Source organism: Neoalteromonas facilis, assembly GCF_002807665.1.
Classification (GTDB): Bacteria; Pseudomonadota; Gammaproteobacteria; order Enterobacterales; family Alteromonadaceae; genus Alteromonas_E; species Alteromonas_E facilis.
This window is the reverse complement of record NZ_PEAY01000001.1, coordinates 1,221,285-1,243,320: the sequence shown is the minus strand read 5'-3', so window position 1 is coordinate 1,243,320 and position 22,036 is coordinate 1,221,285. Positions and strand designations below refer to the sequence as shown.

Below are 22,036 nucleotides of genomic sequence, written 5' to 3'. Positions count from 1 at the left end.
CGTTGCTATCATTATGGACGGCAATGGACGCTGGGCAAAAAAGAAAGGGAAAATCAGAACGTTTGGTCATAAAGCCGGCGTTGATGCTGTCAGAGCTGCGGTAAAATATGCGCGCACGCATGATATCGAATCATTGACCTTATTTGCCTTTAGCAGTGAAAACTGGAAACGACCTGAAGAAGAAGTCAGTGTGTTAATGGATCTGTTTAATTTAGTTTTAAATAGTGAAGTTAAGAAGCTCAATAAGAATCAAGTACGACTCCGTGTTATCGGCGATCTCAGTCGCTTCGATGACAAATTAGTCAGTAAAATCAAAAAAGCAGAAGCGTTAACCCAAGACAATACAGCATTAACACTCAACATCGCGGCTAATTATGGCGGCCGTTGGGATATAGTGAATGCTGCACAACAGCTTGCATCGCAAGTTGAGCGTGGCGCGCTTAAACCTGAAGATATTACTGAATCACTATTTGACCAGCATATTGCTATGGCTGATTTACCTGAGTTGGATTTATTGATCCGAACGGGTGGTGAGCACCGCATCAGCAATTTTTTGTTGTGGCAATGTGCTTACGCTGAGTTTTACTTTACATCAACCCTCTGGCCAGATTTTAACGAAGATACATTTGCAGAAGCTGTTAGTGATTTTCGTGATAGACAACGTCGTTTCGGTCTGACTGGTGAGCAAGTGTCATGTTAAAGCAACGCATTCTAACGGCTCTCGTATTAGCGCCTCTAGCGCTAATTGCGATTTTATTCCTACCTGTTTTTGAGTTTCAAATTGCCATTGCCGGCGTCATTGCGATTGGCGCATACGAATGGGCGAAGATGTCCGGATTAGACAGCCGTATGTCCAAAGCCGTGTATACACTTGTCGCACTGACCATATGCATTTTCTTCGCTCAAGTGGTCGACCAAAACATGATTTGGTATCAAGGCCAACTCAATCCGGTGTATACCTATATATTGGGTGTAGCCTGTATCTGGTGGTTGTTTTCACTCGCCATGATATTGGCATACCCCAAATTCAGTGCGTTTTGGAAGCACAGCATTGTCATCAGAGCTATTTTTGGGCTGTGTACCTTGATCCCAACTTGGGTTGCCATTGTCTCTTTGCGCACAAGCTTGTACGAAGTTGATCCTTTTTATGGCGCTTCTTTAATGTTTTACGTCCTAGGTATTGTTTGGGCGGCGGATATTGGAGCCTTCTTCGTGGGAGTGAAATTTGGCAAGCATAAGCTACGACCAAACGTATCGCCTGGTAAAACCTTGGAAGGATTATTAGGCGGAGTTGCGGCCTCTTTCGCCATCATTGCATTTGCGGCATTACACTATCAAGTTGATCCGTCTCGCATATGGTTGCACATCGTGATTGGTGCAATTACCGTAGGGGTATCAGCGTTAGGTGATTTAAACGAAAGCATGTTTAAGCGCTGTGCTGGCATGAAAGACAGCGGGAAAATTTTGCCTGGCCACGGCGGCGTAATGGATAGAATCGATAGCCTGACCGCTGCATTTCCGGTATTCGCCTTCTGCTATGTAACGTGGATGGCGTAGTGCAGACCATTACTGTATTAGGGGCAACAGGCTCCATTGGCTGCAATACATTGGATGTCATTAGTCGCCATCCAGACAAATACCGTGTTTTTGCAATAACCGCTCATTCTCAAGCTGAAAAACTCATAGAACAAATACAACGCTTTGCCCCACGTTATGCGGTGTTAAGCGATCCTGACGCTTTCGAAAAGGCTAAACAGCTAGCTGAGCAACACCAAATCTCTACCGATATTTTATACGGTGATGAAGCATTAGCGTTTGTTGCCAGCGAGCAAGCAGTTGACAGCGTTATGGCCGCTATTGTTGGTGCTGCAGGCTTATTACCCACGATGGCTGCGGTTAAAGCGGGTAAGCGGGTGTTGCTGGCTAATAAAGAAGCTTTGGTCATGAGTGGCGAGCTGTTTATTCAAGCCGCTAAACAATATGGTGCCGAGATCATTCCGATTGATAGTGAGCACAATGCAATCTTTCAGGCTTTACCGGAAGAATATCAATACGGAGCCATTGAACAACATGGCATCGCTAAGCTCCTATTAACGGGGTCTGGTGGGCCTTTTTTGCACACTCCATTGGAAGAATTTGAACACATTACGCCCGATCAAGCCTGTGCACACCCGAATTGGGATATGGGGCGTAAAATATCAGTCGATTCCGCCACGATGATGAACAAGGGCCTTGAGTTTATCGAAGCGCATTGGCTGTTCGGTGTGCAACCAGATGATATTGAAGTGGTGTTGCATCCGCAAAGCACCATTCATTCAATGGTCCAATACATTGATGGTTCAGTTATAGCGCAACTGGGGCAACCCGACATGCGAACGCCTATCGCATACGGATTAGCCTTTCCAGAAAGGATCGATGCAGGTGTTGAGTATCTCGACTTTTCTCAATTGCGAGACTTTACGTTTGCCAAGCCCTGTTTTGAGCGATACCCCAATTTACAGTTGGCAATACAAGCGTGTAAGCAAGGCCAGTATGCGACGACCCAGTTAAATGCCGCCAATGAAATGGCGGTGGCCGCATTTTTGGATGAACAAATAAAATTTACCGATATTGCACGTGTGAATCAGTTGACGCTGAAACAATTGGAACCAAAAACGATTTCGTCTATCCAACAGATTCTGGAAATTGATAAGTCAGCTAGACGTGAGGCGGAACAGATAATTCAGGCAATATGTCATGATTGATTTCTTATGGAATTTAGGCTCATTCATTGTTGCCTTAGGTATACTCGTTGCTGTCCATGAATGGGGGCATTTCTGGGTTGCAAGGCGCTGCGGTGTGCATGTTATTCGATTTTCCATCGGCTTTGGTAAGCCGTTATGGAGGACAGTAGATAAAGCCGGAACTGAATATGTGGTTGCTGCTATTCCGTTGGGTGGCTATGTGCGCATGCTGGACGAGCGGGTAGATAAAGTCGAGCCTGAATTCGCGAGCAAAACATTCAATACTAAATCTGTTGGTCAACGCATGGCGATAATTGCAGCTGGCCCCGGGGTTAACTTTATTTTTGCCGTATTTGCACTGTTTTGTATGTACCTGATCGGGGTGCAAACGGTGAAGCCCTTGCTGGGGGAGATCCCCACGGATAGTTACGCCTATCAAGGGGGCTTAAAAGCTAATGATGAAATATTAAGAATTGGTGACAGAGAGACGGTTGATTGGTCGGCTGTAAACCTTGAGCTGATGCGTTACATCGGAGAATCCAGATTACCGCTGACAGTGAAACGAGAAAATGGCGTCACTCAACAGTTAACTTTACCTATTGATGATTGGTATTTTGACCCTGAAACACAATCAGCATGGCGAAGTTTAGGCTTGATACCTTATCGTCCAGATGTGACCCTTGAGGTTGCAAGCGTTGGCGAGGATAGCCCTGCTTTTTACGCAGGTTTGCAAGTCGGCGATCGGTTAAAGTCATTAGGAACAGAAGATATCAGCAGTTGGCAACAAGCGGTTGACATCATCACGCAGAACCCAGGTCAGTCTTTGTCTGTCAGAGTAGAGCGCGGCGGTAGAGAAGAAATTTTGGTTGTCACACTCGATTCGGTAGAATCAGAGCAGGGCCTTCGCGGGTACTTTGGGATGGCACCTCGAGTTGAACCTTGGCCAGAAGGTATTGTCTTTATTCACCAATACGGTGTTTTTGAGGCGATTGGTGGTGCAGTAGATGGTATGTGGCGATACACCACTATCAGTCTCGAAATGTTAGCAAAGTTGTTTACTGGCGATGTTTCAGTTAAGAACTTAAGCGGTCCGATTTCCATCGCTCAAGGCGCTGGAATAAGTGCAGAATATGGAATCGTCGAATTTTTAAGGTTTTTGGCGATTATTAGCGTAAGTTTGGGCATAATAAACCTTTTGCCCATTCCGCTATTAGACGGAGGCCATTTGTTGTATTTATTCGTCGAATGGATCACCGGAAAACCTGTTCCTGAGAGCGTTCAGGAAATGGGGTTTAAAGTTGGGGGCTTATTGCTGTTAACTCTGATGGGAGTTGCAATATTTAATGATATTGCCCGATTAGCATAATTATAAAGAACGTTAGCAAACGTGCGCAGGAAGAATAGTAATAAATGAAGTTTAGACAGTTTGTTGCGGCAGGTTTATTTATGTCTGTCGCTCACCTCGCCTCGGCCAGTGAAAGTGAATTCGTTGTAGAAGATATTCGAGTTGAAGGACTTCAGCGAGTCGCTTTGGGTGCAGCCTTAACCTATTTACCGGTTCAAGTCGGTGATCAACTCAATGACTTTAGGGTTTCGCAGTTAATCCGTTCACTGTATACATCTACGCACTTTGAAAACATCGAGATCCTGCGTGAAGGCAATACGTTGGTTGTGCGTGTATCAGAAAGACCGACGATCAGTGACATCATCTTTGAAGGAAATGACGACATCAAAGATGAACAATTACAAGATAGTTTGGATGGTAACAATATCCGGATTGGTGAACCGTTAGATAAAACGGTTTTAACCTCTATTGAGAACGGCCTTAAAGACTTTTTCTATAGCATTGGTAAATACAGCGCAGATGTTAATGCCATTATTACACCGCTACCGCGCAACCGAGTTGAATTGAAGCTGTTGTTTGAAGAAGGTGACGCGGCAGAAATTAAGCAAATCAATATCGTTGGCAACGACATTTTTTCAGATGCTGAATTATTCGAGCAAATGGAACTGCAGTTCAATGCGCCTTGGTGGGACTTCTTGTCTGAGACTCGTTATCAACAACAAACGTTATCAGGTGATATAGAAACCATCGAAAACTACTACAAGAATCGTGGTTATTTGCGCTTCAATTTAGATTCTACTCAAGTATCGATGACACCTGAAAAGTCTGGCATCTACATCACGATGAACGTGACTGAAGGTGAACAGTACACCATCTCAGATGTTGAATTGGTGGGTGATGTAATTGGTCATGAAGAATACATCATGCAGGTGTTGCCGTTAACATCAGGCAAAATGTATAACCAAGCTGAAGTGACTTATACCGAAGAGTTTATCAGCAAATATCTTGGTCGCTTTGGTTATGCCTATCCAACGGTAACCACAGTACCTGACATCAATGATGAAGATAAAACCGTTAAATTAACCTTGTCAGTGGATCCCGGTAAGCGAATTTACGTTAGACGACTGAATTTTGAAGGTAACGTGATTACCGCAGACTCAGTGTTGCGTCAAAATGTTAGCCAAATGGAAGGCACTTGGTTGTCGAATGCTTTATTGGAATCATCTAAAAATTCTTTGTCGCGCTTGACCTACATGGAAGAAGTCGAGTTCGATACCGTCCGTATTCCGGGTGAAGACGACAAAGTTGATGTTAATTTCAACGTGACAGAGCAGCCGTCAGGCTCGTTCAATGCGGGTATTGGTTATGGTGATAGAACCAAACTAAGCCTACAAGCCGGTATTCAACAAGATAATTTCTTGGGTACAGGTAAACAAGTCGGTATCAGTTTAAATACTGTTTCTTACCAACAATCGGCTCAATTAACTTATCAAGACCCGTTTTTTACCATTGACGGTATTAGTTTAGGCGGTGTGGTGAGTTACAGCGAATTTGATGGTGAAGACTTTAACGTTATCCGCTTCAACAGTAAGCAGTACAAAGTGGGCGCCAATATTGGTTACCCCATTGATGAGTTTAATCGAATTAATTTTGGTTTAACCTATTCTAATGTAGAGCTATTTAATCGTTCTCAATATGAGCAAACGGACCGATTCTATAGTCAATTTTTGGATGTGGATGACCCAGATGCGTCGATCAAGTACGAAAGTTATCAAGCGTCTATTGCGTGGCGACGTACCACTCTAAACCGCGGGGTTTTCCCAACGGCGGGTTCATCACAAAGTGCTTCATTCAGTATTACCACGCCTAACTCAGACGTTAACTACTTTAAGACTATTTTTGACACTAAGTTCTATTTCCCTCTTTCGCAGGATCAACGCTGGTCATTCTTGGCTCGATTGCGTTTAGGTTATGGTAATGGCTATGGTGATATTAATGGCGTAGAACAAATCTTGCCATTCACTGAGAACTTCACGGCAGGTGGTGCTGACACGCTACGTGGATTTGAAAATAACACGGTAGGTCCACGTGGTATTCAGCGATTCTCTCAAGGCGAAATAGTAGGGCCTGATGGCAACATTATTCCTGGTAGCCCTGAAAATGATTCATATTTATTGTCTGCGCGAAGCCTAGGTGGTAACGCAATGGCACTTGGGGGCTTGGAATTAATTGTTCCGACACCATTTGTAGAAGAGGATTTTGACAATTCTGTACGTACCAGCGTGTTCTTCGATATTGGTAACGTTTGGGATACGGAATTCGACTATGACGAGTATGCAAGGCTTTCAAACGCTGGTGCTGGTCGTAACGATTTTGATGAATTATTGGATTACAGCGATTGGAAGCTGTATCGCGCTTCAGCAGGTATTTCTGTACAATGGCTTTCACCGATGGGGCCTATGGTATTTAGTTTCTCTAGAGCCATTAGAGAGCGCGAGGGTGATGATGCAAGATTCTTCACATTCAATATCGGACAAACATTTTAATAACTATTCATGCTGAGATGATCAGTAGAAAACAATTTGTGAGTAAAGGAGTTCCAATTGAAAACATTCGCTAAACACATCGTCGCTAGTGCGCTATTGAGTGGTGCCCTAATGAGTGCACCCGCTATGGCTGAAATGAAAATTGCCGTAGTTGACGCGCAATCTGTTTTTCAAGCAATGCCAGAAGCTGCTGCGATTGCTGAGCAGATCCAAGCTGAGTTCAAAGACCAGATCGAAGAGATCCAGCAACTTGAGCGTGATATTCAGTTTTATGCTGAAAGCCTACAGCGCAATGCCGCGACTATGAGCGAACAAGAAAAGACAGAGATGCAAGAAAAGATTCTTGAAGCTCGTCAAGCATATGCTCAAAAAGCGCAACCATTGCAGCAAAACATTCAACGTCGTCAAGCGGAAGAGCGTAATAAGCTTGTTGCATTAATTCGTCAATCAATCGACAAGGTAGCTGCTGATGGCAACTACGACATGATCGTTGATGCCGGTGCAGTATCTTTCGTTAAGCCTGAGTTTGATGTTTCTGCCAAAGTTTTGGAAATTGTTAACAAACTTAACTAATTTGTTTGAGTGTTAAAGCTTCAGACCAAACGCTTAAGCGTTTGGTCTGATTTGTTTTTGGCGCTTTTGCGCGTATTGTTGGCAGCCAAAATTATCAACCAACTCTGACGGTAATTCAGGCTCAGAGGCAAACTGCAACGGAGGCACTTTGGCCAACTCATTAAATGCAATTGATATCCAAGAAATTCTTGATTTATTGCCACACAGATACCCATTTTTATTGATTGATCGTGTTACAGAATTTCGTTCTGGAGAAATGATCAAAGCGTATAAAAATATAACCGTGAATGAACCTTGTTTCATGGGCCATTTCCCGGGACACCCAATTTTCCCAGGTGTACTGATCCTTGAAGCTATGGCTCAAGCGGCCGGTGTGTTAGGCTTCAAGACGAAAGGTAAAAGCGACGAGCTATACTTGTATGCGGGTATTGATAAAGCGCGCTTTAAGCGTCCGGTAACGCCGGGCGATAGACTAGACTTTGAAGTTAATCTCATTAAAGAAAAACGCGGAATATGGAAATTTCACGGTGTAGGCAGTGTGGATGGTGAGGAAGCCTGTTCTGCCGAGTTTATGTGTGCAATGCGAGCGATTTAAATGACAATACATGCCACTGCAATAGTTGAACCAGGCGCTAAGTTAGGTAACAACGTGACGATTGGTCCCTTCAGTTACATCGGCAACGATGTAGAGCTAGGGGATGATTGTATCGTCGAATCTCATGTTGTTATTAAAGGGCCTAGTACGATTGGTAAGGGGAATCATTTTTACCAATTTTCCAGCATTGGAGAGGCATGTCAGGATAAAAAATACGCGGGCGAACCAACACGTTTGCATATTGGCGACAACAATATATTTCGTGAATCGGTAACCGTGCACCGCGGCACTATTCAAGATGAAAGCCTAACTCAGATTGGTAGCAATAACCTGTTGATGGTAAATGTGCATGTTGCGCACGACTGTGTAATTGGTGATGACAATATTTTTGCCAACAATGTAACCATTGCTGGCCATGTGCACATTGGCAGCAATGTTATTTTGGGTGGTCTAGCGGCTATTCATCAATTCTGTAAAGTCGGTTCACATAGTTTTGCCGGCGGTGGTGCTATTATTTTGCGTGATATTCCGCCGTACGTCATGATCAGCGGAACTAAACACGTGCCACAGGGCATTAACTCAGAAGGGCTTCGCCGAAGAGGGTTCGAAAAGGACGTTATAATGCAAATTAAACGTGCTTATAAAACTGTTTATCGTGACGGTAATACTGCAGATCAGGCTGTTGCAATCCTAAAAGAAATGGCTCAACAAACGCCGGAAGTTAAAATTCTTGCTGACTTTATTGAGCAATCTGAACGCGGCATCATTCGTTAAATAATGGCAGCCACACCATTGCATGTCGGTATTATCGCCGGGGAACCCTCTGGAGATGTATTGGCCGCAGGGCTGATGCAAGCGTTAAAACGTCAATATCCTAACATTCGTTTCTCTGGTATCGGCGGGCGGCATATGTTGGCTGAGGGGATGACATCACTGGTCGACATGGAAGAGTTATCCGTGATGGGCCTAGTGGAAGTACTCTCTCGCCTGCCGCGTCTACTCAACGTTAAGAAGCAGGTTATTACCCATTTTTCAGATGACCGCCCCGATGTATTCATTGGTGTTGATGCGCCAGATTTTAACTTGCGAATAGAAACGCAACTTAAAGCAATGGGGATTAAAACCGTCCATTATGTCAGCCCGACGGTATGGGCATGGCGTGAAAAGCGTATACATAAAATAGCCAAGGCTACAGACCTAGTGCTAGGTCTATTTCCATTTGAAGCGGCGATTTATAACCACTATGGCGTGCCCTATACGTTTGTTGGACATACGCTCGCTGACACCATACCTATTGAACCTTTTCAAGCCGAGGCGCGAACTACACTAGCGCTCGATAAGGATGATACTGTACTGGCATTATTGCCGGGATCACGACAAGGCGAAGTCAATGCACTGTTGGCGGATTTTTTAGCGGCAACTCAGCGTGTGGCTAAACAACTCAATTTGAGTAAGCCTTTGCAAGTCGTGATACCTGCCGCTAATCAGGCTCGCGCTATTCAAATAGAAAACCTATTGAGTCAATTCAAGAATGACAATAATGCGTTGGCGTTCAAGTATCATATTGTTGATGGGCAATCGCGAGAGTGCTTAATTGCATCGGATGCTGTTTTGATTGCCTCAGGTACGGCTACGCTGGAGGCTATGTTGTGTAAGCGCCCTATGGTTGTGGCGTATAAAATGGCCAAGTTAACGCGCTTTATTATGGGGTACTTGTATAAGCCTCAATATTTCTCATTGCCGAACCTGTTGGCAGATAAGCCATTGGTAACCGAACTGTTACAAGATGAGGTTAATCCTGAGAATATCGCGAAGCATTTGCTGCCGTTGTTCGGTGAGCAAGGTGAAACACTCAAAAACGCATTTACCACTATTCATAAAGAGTTAAAATGCGATGCAGATATGCAGGCTGCGACAGCCGTACTAACGTTGATTAATAAACAACAAAAGCAACAAAACTAGGTAATTAATGAAGTTAATCGCAGGTGTCGATGAGGTAGGGCGTGGGCCTTTAGTGGGGGATGTTGTTACAGCAGCCGTTATACTTGACCCCAATAAGCCCATAGAAGGTCTGACCGATTCTAAAAAATTAAGTGAGAAAAAGAGACTTTTGTTAGCCGAGCAAATCCGCGAGCGCGCATTATGCTGGGCAATAGGCAGAGCCACCCCAGCAGAAATTGACGAGTTAAACATTCTGCACGCGTCCTTGTTGGCAATGCACCGAGCGGTGCAGGAATTGAAAGTGCAACCTACTTGGGTAAGAGTGGATGGGAATCGTTTACCGAAATGGGACTATCCTTCTGAAGCGGTCGTTAAAGGCGACGCCTTGCATGCAGAAATTGGTGCCGCTTCTATTTTAGCGAAAGTCACGCGCGATCAAGAAATGCAAGATTTGCATCAACAGCATCCGGAATTTGGCTTTGATAAACACAAAGGCTACCCGACTAAAGCGCATTTCGCTGCAATTGAACAATATGGTGTACTGCCATGCTACCGGAAAAGTTTTAAACCGGTACAATCCATCCTTAGCAAAATGAATACAGGCGTATAGTTGATGTCGCAGGAAGACGAGCTTCAATCCGCAACCAATCAGTCGTTTATTCACTTACGTGTACACAGCGACTTCTCTATGATGGATGGGCTAAATAAAGTTAAGCCCATACTTGGACGTGCCAGTGAGTATGGTATGCCTGCAATAGCCATCACTGACCAAATGAATATGTGCGGTTTGGTTAAGTTTTATTCTGAGTCTCACGCATTAGGAATTAAACCGATTATCGGTGTGGATATATGGGTGAACAGCCCGTATGTTCCGGATCAGCTTACGCGCTTAACCTTGCTCGCCATGAATGAGCAAGGCTATAAGAATGTTACATTGCTTATTTCAGAAGCGTACAAACGGGGTTACCTGCACAACCGAGCGGTTGTCGACCTGCAATGGTTGGCTGAACATAATCAAGGCATTATCGTTCTATCTGGTGGGCTGCAGGGCGATCTGGGTATAGCCTTGAGCAAAGGTAATCAAGGCCTAGCTCAACAGGTGAGTTCGTTTTATCAGCAGCATTTTGCTGATCGTTTCTACTTGGAATTGACTCGCACCGGTCGTCCGCAAGAAGAAGATTATGTGCACAGTGCGGTTGCCTTCGCGTCGCAATCAGGATTACCGGTTGTTGCGACCAACGAGGTTTGCTTTATCGATCGAGAAGGGTTTGATGCCCATGAAATTCGGGTAGCCATCCATGATGGCTATACATTAGACGATAGCCGCCGTCCGAAGCGATACAGTGCTGAACAATATCTACGTTCTCAAGATGAGATGATTGCGCTGTTTGACGATATTCCTGAGGCTATCGAAAACACCGTTGAAATTGCCAAACGGTGTAATGTTACCGTCAAATTAGGTGAATATTTCTTGCCTAAATTCCCGACGGGGGGCATGTCTGATGCCGACTATCTGGTTAAGGTATCGCGCGAGGGGTTGGAGCAGCGCTTAGAGTTTTTGTTTCCGAATGAGCAGGAACGCTTAGAAAAACGACCAGAATATGATGAACGTCTACAAATAGAACTTGATGTAATCAATCAAATGGGATTTCCCGGTTACTTCTTGATCGTGATGGAGTTTATTCAATGGAGTAAAGACCATGATATTCCGGTCGGTCCAGGACGTGGTTCAGGTGCCGGTTCATTGGTTGCATATGCGTTGGCTATTACCGATCTTGATCCATTAGAGTTCGATCTTCTATTCGAACGCTTCCTAAACCCTGAGCGGGTTTCAATGCCAGACTTTGACGTCGACTTTTGTATGGACCGCCGTGATGAAGTTATTGATCACGTTGCGCAAATGTATGGTCGCGATGCCGTATCACAAATCATTACATTTGGAACCATGGCCGCGAAGGCCGTTGTTCGTGATGTTGGTCGTGTGCTCGGACACCCCTATGGTTTTGTCGATCGTATCAGCAAATTGATCCCGTCAGATCCGGGCATGACACTGGCAAAGGCATTCGATGTTGAGCCGAGACTGGGGGAGTTGGAACAAAGTGATGAGGAAGTGGCTGACTTAATGGCGATGGCAAGGGTGCTCGAAGGTGTGACTCGAAATGCCGGAAAGCATGCCGGAGGCGTGGTTATCGCGCCAACCAAGATCACGGACTTTGCACCTCTGTATTGTGATGATGAAGGTAACAACCCCGTTACTCAGTTTGATAAAAACGACGTTGAAACAGCCGGTCTGGTTAAGTTTGACTTCTTAGGCTTGCGAACGCTCACCATTATTCAATGGGCCATTGAAATGATTGGTGAGGTAGATGGTAAGCACATCGATATCAGTGCTATTCCGTTAGAAGATAAAACCAGTTTTGACATGTTGCAGCGTGCCGAAACCACCGCAGTATTCCAGCTGGAATCGCGCGGTATGAAAGACCTGATCAAGCGTCTTCGCCCAGACTGTTTTGAAGATATTATCGCTTTGGTGGCTCTATTCAGACCGGGCCCTCTTCAGTCAGGCATGGTTGATAACTTTATCGACCGTAAACACGGACGGGAAGCTATCTCTTATCCAGACGAAAATTATCAGCATGAATGCCTGCAACCTATTCTTGAGCCTACCTACGGGATTATCTTGTATCAGGAGCAGGTCATGCAGATTGCCCAGGAAATGGCAGGGTATAGTCTGGGTGGTGCCGACTTGCTTCGCCGTGCTATGGGTAAGAAAAAGCCAGAAGAAATGGCGAAGCAACGCGAAGTATTTGCAGAAGGGGCGAAGAACAACAATATCGACCCTGATTTGGCGATGAAGATCTTTGACTTGGTGGAAAAGTTCGCCGGGTATGGTTTTAACAAATCTCACTCTGCAGCCTATGCGTTAGTGTCTTATCAAACGCTGTGGTTGAAAGCGCATTACCCGGCTCAATTTATGGCGGCCGTAATGTCGGCTGATATGGATAACACCGATAAAATCGTGACCTTGGTCGACGAGTGCAGTCGCATGGGGATTACACTTCTGCCACCAGACTTGAACAGTGGACGTTACAAATTCACGGTCGACCCAGAGGGACGCATTGTTTACGGTATTGGGGCGATTAAAGGGGTGGGCGAAGGCCCTATTGAAGCCATTATCGCAGCACGTGAACAACATGGTTCATTTTCAGATTTATTCGATTTCTGTGCAAAAGTTGATATTAAGCGAGTCAATCGACGCGTGTTAGAAAAGCTGGTTTTATCGGGCGCTATGGACAATTTAGGTCCGCACCGTGCCGCGTTAATGGCCTCTTTGCCAGAAGCATTAGCCGCGGCTGATCAGCATGCAAAAGCAGAGTCATATGGGCAGTCGGATATGTTTGGATTGCTCACCACCGAACCTGATGACGTGAAACAAGCCTTTGCTGATGTGCCGCGTTGGTCTGAAAAGATTTGGTTAGAGGGTGAAAAAGAAACCCTAGGATTGTACCTGACCGGTCACCCCATCAATCAATATATTGAGGAGCTCTCTCACTATACGGATGGTCGATTAGTTGATTTAAAACCGACCGGCAGAGAAGCGACAGCCTCAGCTGTAGGCTTGGTGATTGGTGTGCGTGTCATGACCAATAAGAAGGGCAAGCGCTGGGCTATTGTGACGCTGGATGATAAAAGTGCCCGCATGGATGTTCGATTTTTTCCAGATATGTATGAACAATACGAAACTATGCTGGAAAATGACAAAATATTGCTGGTAAAAGGACAGGTCAGCTTTGATGATTTCTCCGGTGGCAATACAATTACCGCCAGAGACGTAATGGATATCGTTGCAGCCCGAGAAACGAATTTGGGTGCGATATCACTGCAAGTAGACACCAAGTGGTGTAATGTTGATGCAGTGTCTAAAATACATAAGATATTAGATAACTATCGTGGCGGCAGTTGCCCGGTTCACTTTGTGGTGAACCATCCTGACGTAGAGGTTAAAATTGCCTGTGGTGCAGACTGGTATGTGACACCGGATGACCAGTTACTGCATGATCTCAAGCAATGTGTAGGCGAAGAGTCTATCGCACTTGAGTTTAGGTAAAACGGCCAGCAAGCAGACGCGACGATAAAACGGGATAATGAATGAACTCACACTTTTTGGATTTTGAGCAACCGATCGCTGAATTAGAAGCGAAAATAAAAGAGTTGCAGCTGGTCAATCAGGATGGCGAATTCGATGTTAGCATCGAAGAAGAAATCACGCGCTTACAAGAAAAGAATGTTGAGCAAACAAAAAAGATCTTTGCCAACCTAGGCGCATGGCAGATCTCTCAGTTAGCTCGCCACCCAAACCGTCCTTACACTCATGATTATGTTGCTCGCTTGTTCAGCGATTTCCAAGAGCTTGCGGGTGACCGCGCTTACGCTGATGACAAAGCGATTGTGGGTGGTTTAGCTGAGTTTGATGAACAGCCGGTAATGATTATTGGTCATCAAAAAGGGCGTGATACGAAAGAGAAGATTAAGCGTAATTTCGGTATGCCAAAACCTGAAGGTTACCGCAAGGCTCTTCGTTTGATGAAACTGGCAGAACGCTTTGGTCTGCCAATTATCACCTTTATTGATACGCCAGGAGCTTACCCTGGAGTCGGCGCGGAAGAGCGTGGGCAAAGTGAAGCGATTGCACGAAACCTTAAAGAAATGGCAGAGCTTAAAGTGCCGGTTATTTGTACGGTTATAGGCGAAGGTGGCTCTGGTGGTGCCTTGGCTATAGGCGTTGGCGACAGAGTCAATATGATGCAGTACAGCACCTATTCGGTTATTTCTCCTGAAGGGTGTGCATCAATTTTGTGGAAAAGCGCGGAGAAGGCGCCGATTGCTGCTGAGGCAATGGGGGTAAGTGCCCAACAAATCCACGAATTAGGGTTGATCAATACCATCGTAGATGAACCATTAGGCGGTGCGCATCGTGATTTCGATAGCGCGGCGGCAAACCTAAAAGCGACGATCAAGCAACAACTTGCGCAGCTGAAAGGGCTATCTACTGAAGAGCTGCTAGAACAACGCTATGAGCGATTAATGTCATTTGGCTACTGCTAATCAAGCGTTAACTGAACGCCTTCAATCACATATTGAAGGCGCTTTTCAAACCTTTCGCGCTTCCCAATCTAAAACGCAAACAGCCTGCAAAGTATGGGTTGGCTGTTCCGGTGGTTTAGACAGCGTTTCCTTGCTGCATACCTGTGCTCAGTGGGCACAGTCGAAACAAGATGTCACCCTCGGCATTATTCATGTAAATCACCAGTTGCACCCCGACGCGATAGCGTGGCAGAAAAGTGTTGAATCGTTAGCGCAGCACTTCAATATTGAATGCGTTAGTCATGTTGTGGATGTGATTAAAGCACCGCGGCAAAGTCTTGAGGCCATGGCCCGTGATGCACGTTATGAAGCCTTCTCGCAAACTGTAATTTCAGGTGATTTATTGATGCTAGGTCAGCATCGTGATGATCAACTCGAAACCTTGTTCCTGCGATTATTTCGTGGCAGCGGCCCCAAAGGTTTAGCCGCTATGAGAACCTTAAGTTCACGTACTGTTGGCAATACTACACTCACCGTAGCGCGGCCTTTTTTGCAGGAGAGTCGCGCGACGTTAGAACACTACGCGACTCAGCATGGTTTGAGCTGGGTTCAAGATGATTCCAATTTTGATACGCGATTCGATCGCAACTTTATACGCCAACGGGTTTTTCCACTGTTAGCACAACATTGGCCAGAACGCTGGGCGGGCATGCAAAAAGCGATGTTGAGAACGACAGAGCTGTGCGCGGAGCAGGAGCAAGCATTGCAGTTTTTACTGACGGATAAATTAGCGTCGGTAACCCATGCTGATGGCACGGTATCGAAAAACGGGCTATTAGCGTTACCTGATGAAATCCAACGTGCTGTGTTAAGACTTTGGCTTGAAAGAGCTGACATAACCTTACCCAGTGAGTCAGTGTTACAGCAAATATTGGCCTTGCTTTCTAGCGCATCGGATGCGAAGGGACTTGTGTCATGGCAACAGCAAGAAGTTCGGTGTCATCAAGATAGCCTTTACGCATTGAAAAGCTGTTTTTCCCCAATGCAGTGTGACAGTGTAATCAAGGATGAAGTGAAGTTACGGTGGCAGGATACTTGGGGCAATGCCGTTGATATGTGCTTTTCTGTTCAATCAGAACGGTTGAACATTAGGGCGTCAGATGCAATGGGGAATGAGTTTACCCACACATTCAGCTCTGATCCTGCTGCTCATTGGCAGCTCAAAAGTGCTCTTTCAGACGAGTTATATGCGCCTGCAGAAAATCGCAAAGCGCGAAAATTACAGGTTTGGTTTAAAGAATGGAAAGTGGCGCCCTGGTATCGAGATTCAGTGCTAGGTCTATTCAAAGACGGACAATTACACGCTGTGCTGGTATCTGCACAACGTGTAGAGACGAACAATTGTAAACGTTGAGTTATCGGTCTGAAACGATAATTCCATTTTTGTTCTGTGCTTTCACTTGGTAAACCGCTCTATCAGCCCGCGAAAACAAACTGTCTATATTTTCTTGAGGATGCGCCATTGCACCGCCAATACTTGCGGTAATACGATGTTGTTTTAGCAATGATGAATCGGCGATAGCAAGCAAGATGCGTTTTGCTACGTCTTTCAATTGGCGCTTATTGACCGCATTCACCAAACAACAAAACTCGTCACCTCCAAATCTAAAGGCAATATCATCGTCGCGCAGTGAATGTTTTAATTGGGCAGCTACGTCTTGCAATACTTTGTCACCTTGTAAGTGACCATGGCTATCGTTGACTTGTTTAAAATTGTCCAAATCAATGACAAGCAAACCAAAGCCTACATCATGGCGATTTAATTGACCGAAAGCACGTTGTGAATGTTGCTCGAAACCAGCTCTATTACCTAATCCGGTGAGTATGTCAGTCGTCGCTTGGTTCAAAAGGCGTCGATATGCAATGGCGTGCCCTAAAGGAATACAAAAGTGAGTATGCAGGTCGTGCAGCGTTTGCTGCTCCTGTAAGGTTAATAATCGACTGAACTGATACTCAATGTATTTAGCTAAATTTGCCACTAAACCCCTACGAGAGGCACAGGGCAATGCTATCGAGATAGCGTCTTCTCGCGAGTCTCCCCACGCATAACCCTCATTGTCGATGGAAAAACTTAGCCGTCTAAGCGGCAATTTGCCGGCTAAATATTGAAAATAGTTCTCACATAACTCATCGAGATCGATGGTGGCCAGCATTAAATTCAAAAAAGCTGTGTACTCAATGGCATGAGTGATCGGTTGCGAAAAGTCCTGATTTTGGCCTTGTATTGAACGATATCCCGTCGTTTCTGACGCTGCGTAAGCGTTTTCACTGGTGGAAATAGTAAAGTCCAATGATTAGCTCCCAATGTAAGTTTAGGTTTGTGTTACTGCGATCAATGCAATACGCTAAGTAATGTCGGAATATTGACGACTACTCGGCTTAACACCTCGATATAGGTGTTTCAGCAAGAACTACGCCAAACGTGTTTTAGCCACTAAGGAGTTGGATGAGTGACCAGTGAATTCGTGCACGTGATTGTGTTGATGGTTATTGCCGTAGCACTTATTTGGTTCCTAAAACGCGTCGGGTTGCCCCCGATTTTGTCCTACCTTATTGCTGGCGTTATAGCGGGTCCAAATGGCTTGGCATTATTTACGCACCCCGAACAAATGCACTTACTGGCTGAAATAGGCATTGTGTTCTTGTTGTTCTCTCTGGGACTAGAATTTTCGTTGCCAAAACTACTGGCTATGCGTCATATGGTATTTGGTGTCGGTGTTGGGCAGGTGTTATTAACGACGGTAGCATTTTGTCTCGTGGCTTTAGGCGTAGGACTCGATCTCAATGCCGCAATAGTTGTTGGGGGAATGGTCGCGTTGTCTTCCACGGCGATTGTGATCAAACAAGTCGCTGAGATGGGCATATTACATAATCAGCGTACCCAGTTAGCAATCAGTGTTTTGTTGTTTCAAGACCTTGCTGTGGTGCCGTTCCTGATAGCTATCCCGTTAATGTCTGCCTCATCAGAAGGTGGATTTGCACTGGCTATTACACTGGCTCTTCTTAAAGGCATTTTAGTTGTCGCCACATTGTTGGCTGTTGGAAAATGGGCCTTACCGAAGTTATTTAGAGAAGTCGCAAGGGTAAGAACCGATGAGCTATTCGTCTTAACGACTATAGTTGTGGCGCTGATTGCTGCGGGTTTAACTTATTGGTTCGGCTTATCGATGGCATTGGGCGCGTTTCTAGCTGGCATGATGCTCAGTGAGAGCCAGTACCGTTATCAGCTAGAGGCTGATATTCGGCCATTCCGAGACATGTTAATGGGCTTGTTTTTTGTCACCGTTGGCATGCAGTTGAATCTGAGCTTTTTATGGTCGCAGTTACACTGGGTACTATTGGCTACTGTCGGAATGATCGTGCTGAAGGTATTGCTGATGCAATTGGCATCATGGATCTTCAAGGTGGCGTCACGAGACAGTTGGGCTGCGGCGTTAAAGTTATGTCAGATGGGTGAATTTAGCTTTGTGTTGGCGGCATTAGCCGTCAGCCATAATGTTATTTCCATTGAGGTTTCGTCATTCTTGGTGAGCGTGGGTATTCTGAGCATGGCTGTTACTCCTTTATTGATTGAACACAGTCTTACGTTGGCTATGCGTTTTAGTCAACGCAACCTGGTTTCTTCGATGACACAAGATCCAAATCACAACAGCGTTTCCGGTACTTTGACCAATCATGTTGTCATTATTGGTTTTGGGCGAGTGGGGCAAAGTAGTGCGCGTATGCTTAAGTTAGAAGGCATCGAATATATAGCCATCGATTTTGATCCAATAAGGGTGCAAGAAAGTCGCGCGGCAGGTGAGCGCATTTTATTCGGTGATGCGACAAATAAGGACATTCTGCTTAATGCGGGGATTGAAACCGCAAGGCTAGTATTGATTACTTTTGACCAGCCAGATAGAGCGAAGAAGCTGATATCCGTTACCAAACAATTGAAACCAGAGCTGACAACCATTGTTAGAACGCGTAAAGATAAACAATTGAACGCACTTTATGATGCCGGTGCCACCCAAGTTATCCCAGAATTGCAAGAAGGTAGCTTGATGCTTATTTCGCAATTATTACACTACTCTGGGGTGCCTATGTCACGTATTCTCAAACGTGTCAGGGCAGAGCGAAAAGGACGTTATGATCATATGCATGGATTCTACCCGGGGGAAACCACCGAAATTAATCCAGCAACGCAAGACAAACTTGAATTCTTACACCCTGTCATCGTCGCGCCCGATGCGTATGCTAAAGGTAAAAGTTTAGCGGAGTTGGATCTTGCGCGTTTACGCGTGACATTAAGAGGTTTGCGTCGTGATCAGCGAGAAATAGAGCATCCAGAGGCTGAAATGCAAGTAGAAGCCGGTGATGTACTCATTGTGGCGGGTAAGCCCCGCCGTGTTGAGCGAGCAGAAAGATTTATTCTTGAAGGTGATTGATACGCACTTTTCAAGCCGCGCGGTCTGAATCTTTCCGTAAATTGTCAAATTGACGATTAAGATCGTACTTTTCGTCGGTGACTATTCGTTCAAGAACCTCAATGCGCTCTTGCATTGCATCTAATCGCCCGCGTAATTGCGCATTTTCTGAAGTCACATCGGTTTCAGCCTTATCTTTCTTTTTGCTCTTTCTTGAATCGGTTAGTTTGACCAAGGTCCAACAGATAATCGCAACAATGGCAATCGCAGTAGCATTCATGAGAAGTCCCTCTTTATTGATTAAACAAAGTGTAGTCTGTATCGAGTGTTTTGCATCCCACTTGTTCATGGTATCTTGCTATGCACATCGTTACATGAACTACTTTGCAAAACGCCTACCAAAATAAAAATCCATATTAAACAATCAGTTATAATAACTTGTTGTCTAGGGTGGCTATTTTGGCTATTTGGTTTTAGCAATATTGACCAATGATTGAAGAAAAAGACCACCACTATTGGATGCGCCAAGCAATTGCCCTTGCTGCTCGCGCACAAGCGCAAGGAGAAGTGCCTGTTGGCGCTCTTGTCGTTAAAGAAAATGAAGTCATTGGCGAGGGATGGAATCAGCCGATTACATTAAATAACCCCTCTGCACACGCTGAATTGATGGCTATTCAGCAAGCCGCCGCGCATTTGGAGAATTATCGAATTCCAGATACGACTCTGTACGTAACACTTGAACCATGTCCAATGTGTGCTGGCTTAATGGTGCATGCGCGCATTGCGAATTTAGTTTTCGGCGCATTCGATCAAAAAACGGGATGTGCAGGCAGCATTATGAATTTAACCCGAAACCCGCTGTTAAACCATCAAATAAACGTTATTGGCGGGGTGTTGGCCGACGAGTGCAGTACACAAATTTCAGAATTTTTTAAATTACGCAGGGCGCAAATCAAACAGCAAAAGCAAAACAACAAGCTCTAATTTACTAGCAAGCAATTGACCATTGCTCGACCAACTCAGCTCTGACAAATTCACGTCTACGTTGCAGAATTTTTTGACGCATACGTTTGAACATTATCAAGCGCTTGGTCGTGTTACTGCGCAGGTTTCTGCGTTTTAATGGTTTGTTTCTTCTCATGTCATCTGACTCCTAACTTTTATTATTATTCCTGATAACGCACAGACATATATTGGGGCAATGAAGTGCTCTTCAAGCCTATAGCATCAGCCTATATCTACTATAGACCGCAAAGATGACATTTAGTTTTCAATCAAGTTGAATGAGGTGAACTAATCACTGCTGCTCTGGGCTAGATCACTTTGAGGAGGTTCTTCTATCTTGTCGTCTTGATGTTGCTCTAGCCAAACCAGCGTGTCGTAGTAGCGGCGAATGTTATCAACGTAGTTGACTGCCTCGTCGCCTCGCGCATAACCGTATCGAGTGGTTTTGTAATATTTCTTTTGCCTGAGTAACGGTAAATGTTGTTTAACATCAACCCACATATCCGGGTTGCCGCCCGCTCTTTGGGTCAGGATCCTTGCATCTTCTAAATGACCTAAGCCAACATTGTACGCTGCCAAAGCAAACCACGTTTTATCCGGTTGTTGGATGCGCGCGGGAACTCTGCGCAACAAACTAGAGAAATATTGCGCACCACCGCGAATACTTTGCTCAGGATCTAAACGTGAATCAACCCCCATATCTTCTGCAGTGGCGAGCGTTAGCATCATTAACCCTCGCACACCAGTGGGAGACTTTGCATCCGCTTTCCAATGGCTTTCTTGATAGCTCATGGCTGCTAACAAACGCCAGTCTAGATCACCTGCATATTGCTGAAACCATGGCTTTAGGTTCGGTAATGTTTCTTCAGCAGCTCGTATAAATTCACGCGTATCGACATAGTCAAAATTCTGCACATGGCCAAAGTATTTGTCTTCAAGTACCGTAAACGTGCCGTTTTCACGTATCATGCCGAAATATTCAATCATCGCAGCTCTGAGTGCATCATCACCTTTCGGGTTGACTGCCCAGCCAACACCTTGTTCTTGCATTAAGGTGAAACCGATACTGATTTGAGGGTATCGGCGCCTAACCAATGCAAGGATATTTGAGTCTGCGACGGTATAGTCGAGCTCACCTTGAGCCACCAGTTCGAGCAGTTCTTCAGCATCTCGCTCGTCTGTTTGACGCCACGACAACGTTTCTGGCAGTGCTGACCTTAATAGTGTTTCTGCATGACTGCTGCCTTGTACAACTAATAGCTCGCCATCCAACTGCTCGACACTGCGAGGGCGCAGATTACCCTGTAAAAACACCAATTTTTGACTGACGTCTTGATAAGCAGGACCAAAATTAAACAGCTCTTGACGGCTAGCCGTCATCGTGATGCCAGCAGCCACAATATCGATATGATTATTCGCGAGCTGAGGAAAAAGGTCGTCAATTGAATAATACGGGTAAATCTCGAGTTCTACGCCAAGGTAATCAGCGAAACCCTTGGCCAGTTCATATTCAAAGCCTTCTTTGCCTGATACCCCGTTGTAATACGTTGTGCGGCCGTAATTGGTCCCCACTTTCAAAACACCCGCGTCTAAGACGCGTTGCAGCGAGGATATTTGGGGAGGTTCAGCACATGCACTCAGTAACAGAAGGGCATATCCTGCTATGAGTTTAAAAAAAATGTTGTGCTGCCACTTTTGCATCGAGTTTTTTTCTAACCTTTGTCAGTTCACACTTATCATCAAACGCCTTATCGGCT

The 22,036-nt window shown here is 45.2% G+C and carries 19 protein-coding genes; 15 read left to right on the top strand and 4 right to left on the bottom strand.

The genetic code is table 11. The features are described 5' to 3' along the window. Positions 1-13: 13 nt before the first annotated feature. The 13 genes from uppS to tilS all read left to right on the top strand — a co-directional run bounded on the left by uppS (position 14) and on the right by tilS (position 16,222). Complete coding sequence (gene uppS / locus CSH93_RS05665) at positions 14-700, top strand: polyprenyl diphosphate synthase (RefSeq protein WP_240615508.1); 687 nt, start codon at positions 14-16, stop codon at positions 698-700. Beyond that, positions 694-1,557 carry a phosphatidate cytidylyltransferase gene (locus CSH93_RS05660; RefSeq protein WP_100642200.1) on the top strand — a complete coding sequence of 288 codons (864 nt, stop codon included), beginning with the start codon at positions 694-696 and terminating at the stop codon, positions 1,555-1,557. The genes uppS and CSH93_RS05660 overlap by 7 nt, the downstream gene beginning before the upstream one ends. Next, positions 1,557-2,744 (top strand): 1-deoxy-D-xylulose-5-phosphate reductoisomerase, encoded by a 1,188-nt coding sequence (gene ispC / locus CSH93_RS05655; protein WP_100642199.1) that lies wholly within the window; start codon positions 1,557-1,559, stop codon positions 2,742-2,744. The genes CSH93_RS05660 and ispC overlap by 1 nt, the downstream gene beginning before the upstream one ends. Beyond that, the gene (gene rseP, locus CSH93_RS05650) at positions 2,737-4,089 is read left to right on the top strand and encodes a sigma E protease regulator RseP (RefSeq protein ID WP_100642198.1); all 1,353 of its coding nucleotides are present in this window, start codon (positions 2,737-2,739) and stop codon (positions 4,087-4,089) included. Before ispC ends, rseP begins: the two co-directional genes overlap by 8 nt. 44 nt (positions 4,090-4,133) lie before the next feature. Next, on the top strand, positions 4,134-6,614 hold the full coding sequence (gene bamA / locus CSH93_RS05645) for an outer membrane protein assembly factor BamA (RefSeq protein WP_100642197.1): 2,481 nt from the start codon (positions 4,134-4,136) through the stop codon (positions 6,612-6,614). A gap of 57 nt (positions 6,615-6,671) precedes the next feature. After that, positions 6,672-7,187: an OmpH/Skp family outer membrane protein gene (locus CSH93_RS05640; protein ID WP_100642196.1), complete on the top strand. Its 516-nt coding sequence runs from the start codon at positions 6,672-6,674 to the stop codon at positions 7,185-7,187. 148 nt (positions 7,188-7,335) lie between these two features. Further along, positions 7,336-7,782, top strand: a complete 447-nt coding sequence (gene fabZ, locus CSH93_RS05635; RefSeq protein ID WP_100642195.1) for a 3-hydroxyacyl-ACP dehydratase FabZ — start codon at positions 7,336-7,338, stop codon at positions 7,780-7,782. Beyond that, positions 7,783-8,556: an acyl-ACP--UDP-N-acetylglucosamine O-acyltransferase gene (gene lpxA / locus CSH93_RS05630; protein WP_100642194.1), complete on the top strand. Its 774-nt coding sequence runs from the start codon at positions 7,783-7,785 to the stop codon at positions 8,554-8,556. It begins immediately after the preceding gene. A 3-nt stretch (positions 8,557-8,559) separates the two neighbouring features. Next, positions 8,560-9,744 carry a lipid-A-disaccharide synthase gene (lpxB, locus tag CSH93_RS05625; RefSeq protein ID WP_100642193.1) on the top strand — a complete coding sequence of 395 codons (1,185 nt, stop codon included), beginning with the start codon at positions 8,560-8,562 and terminating at the stop codon, positions 9,742-9,744. 7 nt (positions 9,745-9,751) lie between these two features. Continuing rightward, positions 9,752-10,333 carry a ribonuclease HII gene (rnhB, locus tag CSH93_RS05620; RefSeq protein ID WP_100642192.1) on the top strand — a complete coding sequence of 194 codons (582 nt, stop codon included), beginning with the start codon at positions 9,752-9,754 and terminating at the stop codon, positions 10,331-10,333. A 78-nt stretch (positions 10,334-10,411) separates the two neighbouring features. Further along, complete coding sequence (dnaE, locus tag CSH93_RS05615) at positions 10,412-13,831, top strand: DNA polymerase III subunit alpha (protein ID WP_240615507.1); 3,420 nt, start codon at positions 10,412-10,414, stop codon at positions 13,829-13,831. A gap of 41 nt (positions 13,832-13,872) precedes the next feature. After that, positions 13,873-14,829: an acetyl-CoA carboxylase carboxyl transferase subunit alpha gene (accA, locus tag CSH93_RS05610; protein WP_100642190.1), complete on the top strand. Its 957-nt coding sequence runs from the start codon at positions 13,873-13,875 to the stop codon at positions 14,827-14,829. After that, entirely contained in the window at positions 14,816-16,222 is a 1,407-nt protein-coding gene (gene tilS, locus CSH93_RS05605) for a tRNA lysidine(34) synthetase TilS (RefSeq protein ID WP_100642189.1), read from the top strand. Before accA ends, tilS begins: the two co-directional genes overlap by 14 nt. 1 nt (position 16,223) lies before the next feature. Here the strand turns inward: tilS and CSH93_RS05600 are convergent, their stop codons facing one another. Continuing rightward, on the bottom strand, positions 16,224-17,159 hold the full coding sequence (locus CSH93_RS05600) for a GGDEF domain-containing protein (protein WP_100642188.1): 936 nt from the start codon (positions 17,157-17,159) through the stop codon (positions 16,224-16,226). A 159-nt stretch (positions 17,160-17,318) separates the two neighbouring features. Here CSH93_RS05600 and CSH93_RS05595 point away from each other — a divergent pair, with 159 nt between their 5' ends. Continuing rightward, positions 17,319-19,295, top strand: a complete 1,977-nt coding sequence (locus CSH93_RS05595) for a monovalent cation:proton antiporter family protein (RefSeq protein WP_100642187.1) — start codon at positions 17,319-17,321, stop codon at positions 19,293-19,295. A 10-nt stretch (positions 19,296-19,305) separates the two neighbouring features. Here the strand turns inward: CSH93_RS05595 and CSH93_RS05590 are convergent, their stop codons facing one another. Further along, a complete protein-coding gene (locus CSH93_RS05590) occupies positions 19,306-19,554 on the bottom strand; it encodes a hypothetical protein (RefSeq protein WP_100642186.1) in 249 nt (82 codons plus the stop codon). A 209-nt stretch (positions 19,555-19,763) separates the two neighbouring features. Between CSH93_RS05590 and tadA the strand changes: the two genes are divergently transcribed. Next, positions 19,764-20,258, top strand: a complete 495-nt coding sequence (gene tadA, locus CSH93_RS05585; protein ID WP_100642185.1) for a tRNA adenosine(34) deaminase TadA — start codon at positions 19,764-19,766, stop codon at positions 20,256-20,258. A gap of 4 nt (positions 20,259-20,262) precedes the next feature. Here the strand turns inward: tadA and CSH93_RS17905 are convergent, their stop codons facing one another. Beyond that, positions 20,263-20,415 (bottom strand): hypothetical protein, encoded by a 153-nt coding sequence (locus CSH93_RS17905; protein WP_164078302.1) that lies wholly within the window; start codon positions 20,413-20,415, stop codon positions 20,263-20,265. A gap of 152 nt (positions 20,416-20,567) precedes the next feature. Next, positions 20,568-21,980 carry a membrane-bound lytic murein transglycosylase MltF gene (gene mltF / locus CSH93_RS05580; protein ID WP_100642184.1) on the bottom strand — a complete coding sequence of 471 codons (1,413 nt, stop codon included), beginning with the start codon at positions 21,978-21,980 and terminating at the stop codon, positions 20,568-20,570. Between the last annotated feature and the right edge of the window lie 56 nt (positions 21,981-22,036).